This is a genomic window from Thalassotalea litorea, from assembly GCF_043642205.1.
GTDB classification, from domain to species: Bacteria; Pseudomonadota; Gammaproteobacteria; order Enterobacterales; family Alteromonadaceae; genus Thalassotalea_A; species Thalassotalea_A litorea.
The window spans coordinates 27,712-41,333 of the sequence record NZ_JBHZSG010000004.1 but is presented as its reverse complement, the minus strand read 5'-3'; the positions used below and the strand labels follow the sequence as shown (position 1 = coordinate 41,333).

Here is a 13,622-nt window from a genome sequence, read left to right as displayed (position 1 = left end):
TACACATATTGGCGAGCATAACTATCAAGTTGTAATGCATATAGTTATTGATTTCATAGTAAAAATACTAAATAAGGATCAAAAATGAATTGTTTCAACATAAGGTCACTCGCCTTGGCGATGGTATTATCAACAGTTTCGATAGGTGCAGTCGCCGATGTTATTGAAGACTTTGAAGACGGAGATTTTGCCGGCTGGACTACCTCTGGCACGGTTGCCATTAATACCTCGAAAACCATAGGCAATTACTCAATGCGCCTTAAAGGCGGAGCCACTGCCGAGCGCAGTTTCGCTGCCGATGGCGATGTTACCGTGGCACTCGCGGCAACCAGTTTAGAAACCAACAACTTTTGTGATGTGTATGTATCTGAAGATGGGGTTAACTGGGGTAGCTCGTTAATTACCTTAAATAAAGTTCAGGATGATGGCACATTCACTACCGCAACCACGACAACCAATGGTGGCACTACCTATATTCGGTATGTGCAAACCGGCTCTGCCGCCGATTATTGCTATGCCGATGGTATTAGTATTGTTGGTGCCGGTGTGCCAACACCAAGTGTGGGTGTTTCTGGAAGCGGTAGTTTTGGCGATGTGTTAGTTGGCGATAGTGCCACGAATACCATTACCGTATCCAATACCGGTAATGCGAATTTAGATATATCAGCTATCAGTGGTGCCAGCGCGCCATTTAGCCTGGCCAATGATAACTGCAGCAACAGTGCTGTTGCACCTGACAGCAGTTGTTCATTTGATGTGGTATTTGCGCCAACCACGGAAACGTCATCTTCTGCAACGTTGACGATAGCCAACAACGACAGCAACCAAACGGTTGCGTTGAGCGGCACCGGGACGGGCACACCGCCGGAACCACCAGAGCCGACAGGGGATTTGCATGTGTTCACCGGCAACGGTAACGTCGCACGTACTGCCTTGACGATAAGCGACCTTAACGGTTCTAGTTTAAGTGTGATGGATTTTTCCCATTACAGTCATGGTGTGGCTGAAATTGATGCGGATAATTCTAATGCCCAGGAACCCACCAATACCTTTGAAGGTCGCTTGGTGCTTAATGGTGGCAATGCCACAGCATTGAATTTTAACGAACAAACCTCAGGAAGAGGACAAGCGGGCAATTATAATAGCCCGGGAACGTTACCGGCTTTTGATTTTGAGTTTGTGCAAATTGGCTCGCATATTATTCCGAAAACCCGTGGTTTAATTGTCAGTGGTAATATTGGCTCGCCGGATTTTCAGGACTGGAACTATATTCTCGAACCTGGCCGCGTATGGAATGAAACCAATGATGCCGGTTATAGCCGGGTAGCCATACCGTTTGCCTTGCAGGAAAATCAGGCCAACTGTACACACAACGGGGTGATCACCTTCGCCTTTAAAGATGACGGTTCAATTACCAATGCTGCCGTGCAAATTGGTGGTGAGACCTGCTTATATTTTCAATATGACTTAACCGGTTTAGTGTCTGCCAATTATGTACAAGGAACTGTCTCCGGTGCGGCGACAATCATCACGGATTACGAGGCGGAAGTGGCCAATCGTATACCGGTAAAACCGATTGCGGAATTAGCAACGGATTACCCTGCGAGTAACGTAAACGTGGCAAATATTGGTTCCGAGCAATCGTCTGCACCTACCACCCATGGGGTGTTGTACAACGGTGTGCATTATGCCGGCGCCTGTAGCACTCGCCATGGCGATTACCCATTCTGTGAAGTCATGAGTTTGCCTTCGTATTCTACTGCGAAAACGGCGACCGCTAACTTTGCTTTCGCGTTACTTGTGAAACAAAATAGCGCTGCCCGCAATATCATGGTTTCGCCTAATGTAAGCGAGTGTCAGGATGGGATTAATGGTACCAGTTCTATCTGGAGCGATGTTTCTGTAGAAAATGCGCTTGATATGGCAACGGGTAACTATCGCTTAGCGTCTTATCAAGGAGATGAAGGCAGTACTGCCGTGGTTAACGAGTTTTTCTTAACCTTTACTCATGATGAAAAAATCGCCCATTCCTGTGAGCGTTATATTCGCAAATCCTTACCAAACACCCACTTCTCGTATCATTCATCAGATACTTACATAGCGGGTGTGGCCATGGATAATTACAGTAGCGGTGATTTATTCGATAAGCTGGTTGATGAAGTGTACAAACCATTAAACCTTAGCCCGGTAACATACACCACAGTGCGAACGGAAGGCTCAGTAGCCGACCCATATTGGAGCCATGGTTTAACCTGGCACGCGGATGACATGATTAAGCTTGGTCAGTTTATTAATGACCGTGGCGTGATTAATGGTCAGCAAGTGTTAGATCCGAGCATTATGGATGACATGTTGGTTAAAGGCGGTGATCTTGGTTTAGAAACCTATGGTTCTGAATCTAATTACCTAAACGGGGTGTGGACATATGACATGGGGCAGCGCTCTACTCCACTGTGTCCGGTAGGTTCCTGGGTAAGCTATATGTCAGGTTACGGCGGTATCGGTGTGGTTATGTTCCCGAATGGCGCAGTTTATTATTATGTGAGTGATAGTGACGCCTACGCGTTTGGTGGCGCGGAAGCGGAGCTGCATAAAATTAGCAATATCTGCGGTAACTAATACCTAAACCTTTCTAATGCAGAGCCCCGTTGGCATTCAGTCCGCGGGGCTTTTTTGCTTGTTATCTTAAGCTCCATCGCAATGACGTTTGCTTGGAGCCGGGCAGGAATACCAAGGTGGTTCTCAAGTCATTTTACCTATATGGTTAGATTATCTTTTGCACAATTTTTACTGCAAACCTTTTACATGGAGAGTTTGAAATGTTTTTAACCAGGTTGAAAAACTATTTGCTGAATAAAAATTTCGGTTCGTTTTTAATCGAGTTTTGTATCTTGATACTGGGGGTGTATTTGAGTTTGCAGGCTAACGAATGGCAGAACAATCGAGCAAACCGAGCGTTAGAAGTACAGTACCTTGATCGCCTGCAGAATGATTTTCGAAAAAGTAGCGAGGGACTGGAAGAAAGCATTCAACGAATCGAATTGTCGCTTGAAAAAATATCCTTCGGGCTAAGCATTTTAACCAAAGAGACTCGCAACGAAGAAGATTATCACAAGGTTTTTGAAGCGCTGCAAAGCTCATCGATTACAGGCAGCTTTTCGGTTTATTTAGGTACCTTTGAAGAATTAAAAGATACCGGTTATATGCGTCTGATCGAATCGCGAGAATTGCGGGAGAATTTAGGTAACGTCTGGCAAAAGAAAGTTTCAATTTCTCAAATTACCAACATCCGGAATTTGCTGCGCAGTGATGCATTCCCAGTGATGGCCAAATACATTAAACCCCTTGAAGGCAACCGAATCACATTTGATTCAGAGTTAGTAGAGCAAGATCCCAGAGAGTTGTATGTTGCTATGAGTATTATTCTTTCAAATTTAAAATACGATTTAGAAGATTCGAAAGAGCTGCATGAGACTATAAACAACTCTCTTGTTGTCATTAGCAATGAGATTGATGCGAAGAGTTAACCGAATACATTGAAGGCCTCATGCTGTGGGCTCGGCTTTGATTTCCAGTCGTGGCTGGAAATGACGGTTGAGAGTCTGGCGTTTAGGAGAATGCGAGTACTAGTAGCGTAGGCGTGCTAGGAATGCAATGTGCTAGGAGTGATAACGTTCTAGGAACGGAGTGTGCTTTGATAAAATGGGGTCAGATCTTGAACCGTGCAGCTAAACTGCGAAATTCAAGATCTGACCTCGAGCTACACTTCGCTAAAACGTCGGTATTACCGCACGTAAGCGTTCAATATCGCCGGCACCAACGTTATGAGCCTTAAAATAGTGTTCCCACTCACTGGCTAACTGCATCACCTGATCGATGATTTTTTTGGCTTTAAACTGTTTTAAGCCAAATCGGTCAGATTGGCTCAGTAGGTTTGCTATCGTGCCTTCCCTGCCATATGCTCCCAGGCCAATGCCATGTTGCTTGGATGAATTAATCGGGAGCACATCATACGCCGGACTTAAGCGCCAATCTTGACTCGCAAAGTTATAAACCATGGCATGATTGCGGGAATGATCGTCGGTATTACCGATCAGTACATTGAAAGCCATTCGATAATACAGGTCATGTGCATCGGTGGGATCGGAGACATATTTCATTATGAATTCGGCCAAATAACCGTAGGTGTATTGCTCTCGCATTGTTGAGTTACTGACTTTATTAACGCTAAAGATAGAGTTTGCACTTAAATAATGACAAGTTGGTTTGCCATTTTTAAGGTCGAAGCGTTCAACTAATAACACATCTCCTGAGGGGGTGTTCTTAACTTCGGTGTTGGCGACATTACAAGGTAATTCAGCGAGCATATGCATAGCTGCATTTTCAACTTTGACGACATTGTATAGATCATCGGGTCGATTGAATTTAGCCAGGTATGACAGCTGATCATCTTGAATGATAGTTTTTGGCCGAGCGCCACCCATTGATGAACCAAATTCAAATGCTCTTTTTGCTTCATTGGGTATTTCTTTGTCCGCCAATATCGCGTCTTTTGCCTTCAGTAACATGGGAAGATCGCCCAAGGTGTTTTTATTGTATTTGGGCTTCGATGAAGAGCTAGATAAGCTAAATACTAATGAGCCAACGCCCATACCGGAACCGGCCAATAAAAACTCCAGCCGGTTTTTAGGCTTGGTATTGTGCAGTGATAATATGACTTTTTCACCCCACGAGTCTGCACCGGCATCTGATAGGGCGCCAAATAGCCCTTTGTTGAATGTTGTTCGATATTGGTTTTCGCTAAGTGGCAAATGTATCGGATCGAGGGGGAATGCATCGGTTCGTGCTAAGTAGCTTTTACCATATCGAAAACGACCGAACTTTCCTGGCTCATCGACTTCTGTCACACCGCAAATAACAGGTCTATCTTCAAGACCGTCGATATAGACATAGGCTTTAGAAGTCATTGTCTAGCTCCTGAGTATCTTTTCGAGATTTTCGCGAAAGGGGATTACTTTGCTCTTCGAGCTTCTTTTCTATCGCGATTTGCAGATCATCGATTAATTCTAAGTGCTCAAGTACTTTAAACAGCGTTTCTGCATTTACCGGCTTGCCATTCTCAATTGAGGATATGGTATTTCTGCCAACACCTACACGTTGACCAAGCTCGGTTTGATCCATCGTGGCTGCGCGAGACGCGACCACTAACTTTCCGATGGTTTTGAGAAGGGTTTGTGACTTTTGCATTAAATATTGGGCGTTAGCTTGCTAATGATTAAAATATAATGCATAGAGGTGTGTTATTCAAGCATGCATAGGCTCTGACCCCGGAAAACAAACCATCACTCATCATAAAGTCGGTTTTTCTCGTTATTGGCGAAGGCGGTTTCGATATCTACCAGTGGGGTTTCCAGTGCGGCGTGATCTTTAACCGCCTGGGCGTATGTGGAAAGGCCGTCTACGGGTAAGGCTTTTTCTAGTTCCCATAATTTGGAACGGATCACTGACTTGCCGCAGTGGAAGAAGGCTTCTTCAATGGTGACGACGACGGCAAAGTCTGGAACTTTGCCATTAACGGCCATGCTTTCGCGCAAGGCCTGGTCGCGAACCACAACGGCGCTGCCGGCAACGCGAACCACTTCGCGGCGGTTAGGCACTAAAAACATCAGGCTGATGCGGCCGGTTTCCAGGATATTTAAAAAACTGTCAAATCTGTGGTTGCCGGGTCTATCTGGCACTGCCAGGGTTTTTTCATCCAACACTTTCACAAAGCCCGCAGGATCGCCTTTTGGAGAAACATCTACCCTGCCTTCTTTAGACACGGTCGCCATGGTGATAAACGGGGTGCGCTCAATCCAGGTTCTCAGGTGATCATCGATATGGTCGATTACTTTGCCGATTTGGCTGGCAAATTGATTCGGCACGATTTCACGAATTTCCGCCTCTGTGGTGACGATGTCGGTTGGTTTGTACATTGTTATTCTCCAAGTCTTTGGCGACTAAAAAATATACTAACAACTCTAGGGGGATTGTCTAGGGAGGGAATAATGGGGTCAGCGCATGAATCGGATAAATTGACAGTGTCGATTCAAGATCTGACCCCGGTTATTCTGGCCGCTGCTGTTACTACGCTAACATCGCCAAAAACTCATCATGGCTTGGCAAGCTGTCGACAACGCGGGAATAGGCATTTTCGATTTGCTGTAACTGTGAGATGATTTCCTGGGTGGTAAATTGCGTGGTGAGCGGGTGTGTGGTTTTTGGCAACATGCCCTGACCATTTAACACCGATAACCAGTTTAACTCACTGAACAGCTCATTGTTCTCCCGGAACAGGTTGCCGTTTTGCTGGTACATTGCCATTTTATTTTGCAATGAATCCGGCACATCCATGTTTCTGCAATAGTCCCAGAACGGGCTGTGATTGTTATCGGTAAGCTTGTAATGCAGGATAACGAAATCGCGGATTGACTTGATTTCGTCATTAGCGAAGCGATTGTAGGCATCAATGTTCGATTGATTAAAGTTTTTATCCGGGAATAAACTTAATAAACGGAATATTGCCGACTGAATCAATTGCAGGCCGGTGGATTCCAGCGGCTCGATAAAGCCCGCCGAAAGGCCAATGGCCAGACAGTTCTTTCTCCAGGGCTCAGGACGACAGCCGTTTACCCAGTGCAAGTGATTTGGCTCGGTAATGAGCTCTTCATTGACCAATGACTGCAGTTTTTCAACCGCCTGCTCCTTGGACATAAATCGGCTGGAATAGACCAGGCCATTGCCCATTCTATTTTGCAGTGGAATTTGCCAGCGCCAGCCATGTTCATGGGTAATGGCTTTGGTATACGAGTTTATTTGTGGCTGACTTTTCGACTGGATAGCAACGGCGCTATCGCAAGGCAGCCAGTGTCGCCAGTCTTCATAACGGGCATGTAAGGTTTTCTCGATAAGCAGCGCTCTAAAACCCGAACAATCGATAAAAAAGTCACCTGGAATTTCCCGGCCATCATCAAGGACTATGGACTGGATAAAGCCATTGCTGTTTAAACGGGCCTGCTCAAATTTTCCTTCAATGCGCTCAACGCCACGCTGTTCGGCGTATTGGCGTAGATATTTGGCATAGGCAACCGCGTCGAGATGAAACGCGTAGTTTAAGTGCTCAATGGGAAAGTTAGGGATATTGAGCTTAGGGCTAAATTTATTTTGTTGCGCTGCCATCCCTTCCATATTGTATTTCACTAACTCGGCGACATCTTCACCGGCGAGCTTGGCTTTTAACCACATTTGATGAAACGGAACACCATTTCTATTCAGGCCATATGGGCCAAATGGATGCAGGTACTTGCCACCTTTAGTCCAGCCTTCAAACTCGATACCTAACTTGAATGTGGCATTGGTGGCCTTAATCAATTCCTGCTCGTTAATCTCTAAAAAGCGATTGAAGTCGTGAATGCCGGGTATGGTTGCCTCGCCCACAGAGACAGTACCGATTTGCTCAGATTCCACCAAACAGATGTTGAAATGATTGCTCGGCAGGGTATTGGCAAGTGCGGCTGCGGTCATCCAACCGGCGGAGCCCCCACCTAAAATAACGATATTAAAGGGTGACGTTGATGGTTCGTTTTCTTTCGGTGCTGTGGAATTTGTCTGCATTGTCGTTCTTGTTTTTAGTCTTATTCTTATTGTTGTTTTTAGTCAGTGGCGATGAAAAATGGCATGGGGTTAGAGCGTGAATCTCAATATTGGAATGGCAAGATTCAAGATCTGACCCCGAATACACTATACCCAGATTAAAGCGCTTCAGAAAGCCCACCCACCATATTCATAATATGCAGTTTTTGGGGAACCTTAAACATTGATACGCGATTAGCGATACAGCAAGGTTGGCAGCCACATGGATAATTCGGGGATAAAGGTGACCAACAACAAAACGATAACCAATGGTATTAAAAATGGAATGGTAGCTCTGGCGCAGTCTTCAAATGGCACATTAGAAATGCGCGAGAGAACATAGAGCACCATACCAACAGGCGGCGTTAACAGGCCAATCATCAGGTTCAATACCATCATCACACCAAAGTGCACGGGATCTATGCCTAAGCTAATGGCGATCGGCAATAACACTGGCGTTAAAATGGTGATGGCAGCGATGGTTTCCATAAAGCAACCGACCACAAACAGAATGAGCGTCATCAACAACAAGATGGCAACTTTACTGTCAGTGACGGTTAGCATCCAGGCGGTGAAGTCTGCGGTTACGTGTTGGCTGGTCAATACCCAGGAAAATATTGCGGCACCGGCAATGATCATCAAAATAATGCTGGTGGTCTCTATGGTTTCCATGCTGACTTGAACCAGCTTTTTCCAGGTCAGGGTTCGATAAACAGCCGTACCTAAAAATAACGCATAGGCAGTGGCAGCAATAGCCGCCTCGGTTGCGGTGAAAATGCCGAACAGGATGCCGACGATGATGATGACCGGTGTCATTAATGATAAAAACGCGGCCTGAAATGTGGTCGTTAAGCGAGTCATACTAAAACCGGCATCTTTGGGGTAGTTGCGCTTTTTAGCGTAGTACCACACCATCGCCATCAGTGCGATGGCCATTAATAAACCCGGGATAAAGCCTGCGGCAAATAGCTGACCGATGGATGCACCGGCCATTACCCCATAAATAATCATCGGCAAACTCGGAGGAATAATCGGCCCTATTGTGGAAGATGCGGCGGTGACACCCACAGAAAAACCCGCATCGTAGCCTTTTTCGCGCATGGCTTTGACTTCGATCGCACCTAAACCACCGGCGTCAGCAACGGCAGCGCCGGACATTCCGGCAAACATGATCGAAGCACTTACGTTGACATGCCCTAAACCACCGCGCATCCAACCGACCATGGCATTCGCAAAATCGAAAATGCGGCTGGTTATGCCAGCGGAATTCATTAATGCGCCGGCCAGAACAAAAAACGGAATGGCAAGCAGTGGAAAGCTATCGATGCCGCCTACCATACGATGCAGTACCACCAGCTCGGGTACTTGCCCGTAGACAATGATGGCCAGTAAGGCGGAACCTGCTAATGCAAATGCAACGGGAAAACCGAGAACGATCATGACAAAAAGAGAGATAAAAAGCGTTGCGATAACCATAGGTTTTCCTATCTATTTCCGGGTATTGGTTGTAATGAACGTTAGTCCTGGTTGCATGAGGGTGATTGCTCTAAGAGTTGGTTTGGCTGCTTCAATAGATTCAGGAGAAGCTGTATGCTTCTGCCCAACATAATGAGCAGGCTTGCCAATACAATCCCATAAAGCACACTGATAGGTACATCGAGTGACGCCATTTTGTGAATGTGTAATTGCGGCATGATTTGCGCAGCAAAGTAGGCGAGTGTAGCAATCAATAAAACGTTAAGGGTTGCAATAATCTGATAGAGGCGAATGGATACTTTGGCCGGTAACCATCGATGAAACAGGGCAACAAAAATATGGCTATTCTTGCGAATGCCGATACAGGCCCCCATAAAACCCAGGCAAATGAGTTGATAACGCGCCACTTCTTCGGTCCAACCCAGGGGCGCGGCAAAAATAAAACGACTGATAAACTGGGAAAATACGGTGATCGCTAAAAGCCAAAACAGGGCAAATGCAATCCAGTCTTCAAAGCGAAAGTTGGCATAGTCAAATACAGGTTCATCGTCTTGATGGAAGCTTAACGTGGTAGAGCTATCCGCATTTTCTGCGGCTGAATTATTGGATTTTTTGTAATCGGTCATAAAATTCAGCACCTAATTGATGTTTAATGGTTGCATGTTGAGGAAGCGTTTTCTCGCGAAACAATGCCCTGTCTACCGTTAACACCTTGGTCCCCTGCTTTTCAAACCAATCGATTAACGCCAGTTCCGCATGACGCGTATCTGCAGATACGCCCTGTGCAGCCTGTTTCAATACCGAGGCAAAAATCTGTTTGTCCTGTTCGCTCAGAGATGACCACAATCTGTGGCTCAAGACCGTGAGGATGGAACCTTGCAAATGCCCCGTAAGACTAATATATGCTTGAACCTCATAGAATTTTTTCGCTTTAATGGTCGGTAGCGGATTTTCCTGCGCATCTACCACACCTTGCTGTAACGCTAAATACACTTCGGAAAAGGCGATCGGGCTAGGGTTTGCACCGACGGCTAACGGAAACATTTTGTAGATGCTGGCATTAGGCACACGCAATTTAAGGTTTTGCATTTGTGCTGGCGTGGTTATCGGTTTATTGGAAGTTAAGTGGCGCTGCCCATAGTAATTATTGCCAATAATCTGATTGCCATGGGTGGCCTGTTTATAGCCTGCAATCATTTCATTAAACAACGGACTTTCGGTAAAGCGTTGCCAGTGCTGATAATCACGGAATATATAGGGCAGTTCTGAGAGTGACATTGGCGGATACGTTTGCCCGGCAAAGCTGGTGCCCGTATAGATAATATCCAAGGTACCTAAGGTTAAACTTTGATTGAGCTCGGCTTCTTTGCCCATAATTGAGGTTGGGAAAACATCAATGTGATAACGGCCGTCTGTTTGCTTACTAATTTGCTCAGCTGCCCAGAGCGCCCACTTGTGCAGAGGTTCGGATGTTTCGTATACATGGCCCCAGGATAATCTTTTCACCTCTGGGTGTTCGGTACTGGCATTGCCAGAACCCATTGCATAGGCGCTAATCAGCAGTACAGACAATGCCCACGGCGCTCGGCTCGTTTTAACCTTGTTTTCTGTTACTACAGGGCGTGACTTATTAACAAAAAAGTACGAAACAAAAGACATGAATAGAAGGTTGTTATTGTTGTTTAATGTTAACAATTAAACATTTGTTGGTTGAAAAAGCAACGCGAAAGCCGAAAAAAGGGGCAAAAAACAGACGCGATAGCGCAGGCCTAACCATACAGGCGGCTGTGCAAGTACCTGTGCTAGATACTATGCAAGTAACTGTGCGAGAGGCTGTGTTAGATACTATACAAGAGGCGGTGTTAAATACTAGGCAAGTAGCTTTGCATGAATTCGAGCAGCCCCTCTTACTTCAGGTGTTTACAGCGCCTCAGTAAGCCCTTCAACCATATTGATCACTTGTTGCATCTGCGCACCATCACGGGATTGATATTTCGATCCCGTATAACCCCACCAATCCCAACAAGCATTAGGATTTAAGGGTGCATAGCTGGATTTAGTTTGTGGATACAAAACGACGATATTGTTGGTGGCGGCCCAAGGGTTCAGGCCACTATCGGTGATATAGGCCTGATCGATTGCTTCGGCATTTTGTTTACAGCCATGCAATGCAATGTGTACCCGGCATTCTTCTCCGCTCGCACAGCTGTCAGGAACGAAAGCATAACCAGTGTCGGCAAGCGTATTGTCCTGACCTTCACTGACGTAATCTGCCTGGTGAATTTCAATCACTTTTCCGCTGTTCGATTCGGTCTCAGACATCGTCTGAACTTTGTTATTAAGCTTGCCATATAAATGCGTTAATAGTTTGCCGGCTGCATCGTAGTCACACTGATTGATAAAAGGCTCGGCGGTGGTGTCGCATTGTACGCCACTATTTTCAGTTGGGAAGCCATGACCAACCTTGATATTAAATTCAGCGGCTGGCGCGGCTCCGAGCTGAGTATAGAAATCAACACTGGCCTGTGTCACGTTGTCGTTAACACGGTTGTCGGCGCTGCCATGGAAAATCCAGACGGGGTGATTTTTGATATTGTTAAGCGATGCAATACTGCCCTGCTCCTCCGCCTGTTTCGCAAGTTCGATTAACGGCGCAACATCCATGGGTTTTTTAACGGTCATACAAGCACTTAACGCGGTATTGAGGTCGCCTTTAGCACAACCATATGGGCCACCGGCAAGTAATGCTGCACCTTTAATTTTATCGGAGTAGGCGATGTGTAATTGATGCGCCATATAGGCGCCGGAAGATAACCCGGAAACTGTGGTCTGTTGTAAGTTTATATTAAGCACAGCGTTGCCGGATTGTTGAGATTCCATTTCCTGTTTCGATTGTGTGGCTGCAGCGCCTTCAGCCGCTGGTTTAGTATCATTACAGGCAGCGGCGATAAACAACATGGTCAGGCTTATCAGAATACGACTGATGGTTTTTCCAGCTCTTACTTTTTTTTGCATCACTATCACTACCTTTCTTTATTGCTACGGTTTTGTGGTTTTTATTTGTGGTTTTTATTTGTTGTTTATGTGCAGCTCAGTTTCCTGGATGATAACTTTACAGACGCTGATCGTTAGTTTACCGAGCAGCGAAGCAATTGGTACCGAACACCTATGGTACTTTAGTACTGCATACGTACTACATAGTGGCAGGAACGCTTAGTGCAGGTCGTATGCCTAATTAATTTTCAATATTTAACCAACATTCTGAAATTATTTACTAAGTTATCGGGTTTTAATGTTTATACCAATAATCGTACGCGCTTTTTGCTCGTACATATAACACTTGGAATAATAACAATGAATCGCTCTACGCTTGTTGCTTTAATCACCTTTTCGCTGTTTTCACTGGCCGGTTGCGGCGGCTCCGGTGGTTCTAATGATAATGGTACCAACGAACCCACTACACCACCCCCTCCTACGACATCTACGCCAGATCCGGTTGTCTATGCCGGGCAATTTATTGATGCGGCAGTGGAAGGCTTAACCTATAGCACCGATTCCAGCTCCGGCATTACGGATGCGGACGGCGAATTTATGTATCAAGCCTCAGAGTCGGTGACTTTTAACGTGGGCAGTCTTGAATTAGGCAGTGCTGCTGGCGGCGATATCGTTACCCCGATGGAATTATTTGCCACAACCGACATGGAAGATGTTCGGGTGGTGAATATGTTGCGGTTATTACAGTCTTTGGATGTTGATGGTGACCCGCATAATGGCATTAAGTTAGGCGATGGTGCAATCAATTATGCGAACACCCTGGACTTAACCTTTGATGAAGCGGATTTTGATAGTCAGGTGGCGGATCTGTTGATGGCCAATCAGGGGGTTTATCTGGATCTAATTTCCGCGGAGCAGGCGTTGCTGCATTTTGAGACAACTCTGCAAGAGTTGGATTTACTCGCAATGAGTAGTTGCGCCGATGATCACCCAATGGTTGGCTATAGTGGCGAATTCGAAACCTTTTCCCATCAGGTTTCTGGCCGCGCCACGATCGTTGATAACTGTACTATTCAAATCGACTTTTTTAATTACGACGGCGGCGGTCCAGATGTGTTTTTCTATCTTGGGAAAGATCATGATTATACTGCTGAATCAGCCTTTGCAATTGGTCAGCAGCTTAATGGTATGGTTTATGACAATGCGAGTATTACCCTAAAATTGCCTGCAAACCGTTCGCTTGATGATTTCAATACATTGAGCGTTTGGTGTATCGATTTTGCCGTGGACTTTGGTCATCTAGTCTTTACCGAATAATGGAATCTAATCGAGAGGTTGAAGCAGGTTTGATGCTGTCTAAGGCATTGCGTTCTCAGGAAATACTTTCCAAGCAATGCTAGTAGCTTGAATACATTAAGGTGCTATAGTTTATTGAATATTCTCAGTGACTAACGCCTTTAATTAGGTGCCGATCGATAAGG

Annotated in this window: 11 protein-coding genes; 3 read left to right on the top strand and 8 right to left on the bottom strand. The window is 45.7% G+C overall.

Annotated elements, in window-relative coordinates; all coding sequences use genetic code 11:
- The first annotated feature begins 120 nt into the window (after window positions 1-120).
- A complete protein-coding gene (locus ACHUFQ_RS03180) occupies window positions 121-2,619 on the top strand; it encodes a choice-of-anchor D domain-containing protein (RefSeq protein ID WP_394172900.1) in 2,499 nt (832 codons plus the stop codon).
- 200 nt (window positions 2,620-2,819) lie between these two features.
- The gene (locus ACHUFQ_RS03175; protein ID WP_138319595.1) at window positions 2,820-3,527 is read left to right on the top strand and encodes a hypothetical protein; all 708 of its coding nucleotides are present in this window, start codon (window positions 2,820-2,822) and stop codon (window positions 3,525-3,527) included.
- A 243-nt stretch (window positions 3,528-3,770) separates the two neighbouring features.
- On the opposite strand, the gene ACHUFQ_RS03170 is transcribed toward ACHUFQ_RS03175, so the two are convergent.
- The 8 genes from ACHUFQ_RS03170 to ACHUFQ_RS03135 form a co-directional block, all read right to left on the bottom strand.
- Window positions 3,771-4,967, bottom strand: a complete 1,197-nt coding sequence (locus ACHUFQ_RS03170; RefSeq protein WP_394172898.1) for a type II toxin-antitoxin system HipA family toxin — start codon at window positions 4,965-4,967, stop codon at window positions 3,771-3,773.
- Entirely contained in the window at window positions 4,957-5,247 is a 291-nt protein-coding gene (locus ACHUFQ_RS03165) for a helix-turn-helix transcriptional regulator (protein ID WP_394172896.1), read from the bottom strand. Before ACHUFQ_RS03165 ends, ACHUFQ_RS03170 begins: the two co-directional genes overlap by 11 nt.
- A gap of 95 nt (window positions 5,248-5,342) precedes the next feature.
- Window positions 5,343-5,975: an MSMEG_1061 family FMN-dependent PPOX-type flavoprotein gene (locus tag ACHUFQ_RS03160; protein ID WP_394172894.1), complete on the bottom strand. Its 633-nt coding sequence runs from the start codon at window positions 5,973-5,975 to the stop codon at window positions 5,343-5,345.
- A 151-nt stretch (window positions 5,976-6,126) separates the two neighbouring features.
- Complete coding sequence (locus tag ACHUFQ_RS03155; protein WP_394172892.1) at window positions 6,127-7,653, bottom strand: tryptophan halogenase family protein; 1,527 nt, start codon at window positions 7,651-7,653, stop codon at window positions 6,127-6,129.
- Between the two features lie 213 nt (window positions 7,654-7,866).
- Window positions 7,867-9,147, bottom strand: coding sequence for a TRAP transporter large permease (locus tag ACHUFQ_RS03150; RefSeq protein WP_394172890.1), 1,281 nt, complete (start codon window positions 9,145-9,147; stop codon window positions 7,867-7,869).
- Window positions 9,148-9,188: 41 nt separating this feature from the next.
- Window positions 9,189-9,773 carry a TRAP transporter small permease gene (locus ACHUFQ_RS03145; RefSeq protein WP_394172889.1) on the bottom strand — a complete coding sequence of 195 codons (585 nt, stop codon included), beginning with the start codon at window positions 9,771-9,773 and terminating at the stop codon, window positions 9,189-9,191.
- The gene (locus ACHUFQ_RS03140) at window positions 9,748-10,719 is read right to left on the bottom strand and encodes a sialic acid TRAP transporter substrate-binding protein SiaP (RefSeq protein ID WP_394172887.1); all 972 of its coding nucleotides are present in this window, start codon (window positions 10,717-10,719) and stop codon (window positions 9,748-9,750) included. Before ACHUFQ_RS03140 ends, ACHUFQ_RS03145 begins: the two co-directional genes overlap by 26 nt.
- A gap of 348 nt (window positions 10,720-11,067) precedes the next feature.
- Window positions 11,068-12,162 carry an extracellular catalytic domain type 2 short-chain-length polyhydroxyalkanoate depolymerase gene (locus ACHUFQ_RS03135; RefSeq protein WP_455342384.1) on the bottom strand — a complete coding sequence of 365 codons (1,095 nt, stop codon included), beginning with the start codon at window positions 12,160-12,162 and terminating at the stop codon, window positions 11,068-11,070.
- Window positions 12,163-12,501: 339 nt separating this feature from the next.
- On the opposite strand from ACHUFQ_RS03135, the gene ACHUFQ_RS03130 reads away from it, so the two are divergent.
- Window positions 12,502-13,458 carry a DM13 domain-containing protein gene (locus ACHUFQ_RS03130; protein ID WP_394172883.1) on the top strand — a complete coding sequence of 319 codons (957 nt, stop codon included), beginning with the start codon at window positions 12,502-12,504 and terminating at the stop codon, window positions 13,456-13,458.
- Window positions 13,459-13,622: the final 164 nt, after the last annotated feature.

Excerpts from the sequence above, each read along its gene's own strand:
- ACHUFQ_RS03180 (WP_394172900.1), top strand. The coding sequence starts at position 121 with ATGGTATTATCAACAGTTTCGATAGGTGCAGTCGCCGATGTTATTGAA.
- ACHUFQ_RS03175 (WP_138319595.1), top strand. The coding sequence starts at position 2,820 with ATGTTTTTAACCAGGTTGAAAAACTATTTGCTGAATAAAAATTTCGGT.
- ACHUFQ_RS03170 (WP_394172898.1), bottom strand. The coding sequence starts at position 4,967 with ATGACTTCTAAAGCCTATGTCTATATCGACGGTCTTGAAGATAGACCT.
- ACHUFQ_RS03165 (WP_394172896.1), bottom strand. The coding sequence starts at position 5,247 with ATGCAAAAGTCACAAACCCTTCTCAAAACCATCGGAAAGTTAGTGGTC.
- ACHUFQ_RS03160 (WP_394172894.1), bottom strand. The coding sequence starts at position 5,975 with ATGTACAAACCAACCGACATCGTCACCACAGAGGCGGAAATTCGTGAA.
- ACHUFQ_RS03155 (WP_394172892.1), bottom strand. The coding sequence starts at position 7,653 with ATGCAGACAAATTCCACAGCACCGAAAGAAAACGAACCATCAACGTCA.
- ACHUFQ_RS03150 (WP_394172890.1), bottom strand. The coding sequence starts at position 9,147 with ATGGTTATCGCAACGCTTTTTATCTCTCTTTTTGTCATGATCGTTCTC.
- ACHUFQ_RS03145 (WP_394172889.1), bottom strand. The coding sequence starts at position 9,773 with ATGACCGATTACAAAAAATCCAATAATTCAGCCGCAGAAAATGCGGAT.
- ACHUFQ_RS03135 (WP_455342384.1), bottom strand. The coding sequence starts at position 12,162 with ATGCAAAAAAAAGTAAGAGCTGGAAAAACCATCAGTCGTATTCTGATA.
- ACHUFQ_RS03130 (WP_394172883.1), top strand. The coding sequence starts at position 12,502 with ATGAATCGCTCTACGCTTGTTGCTTTAATCACCTTTTCGCTGTTTTCA.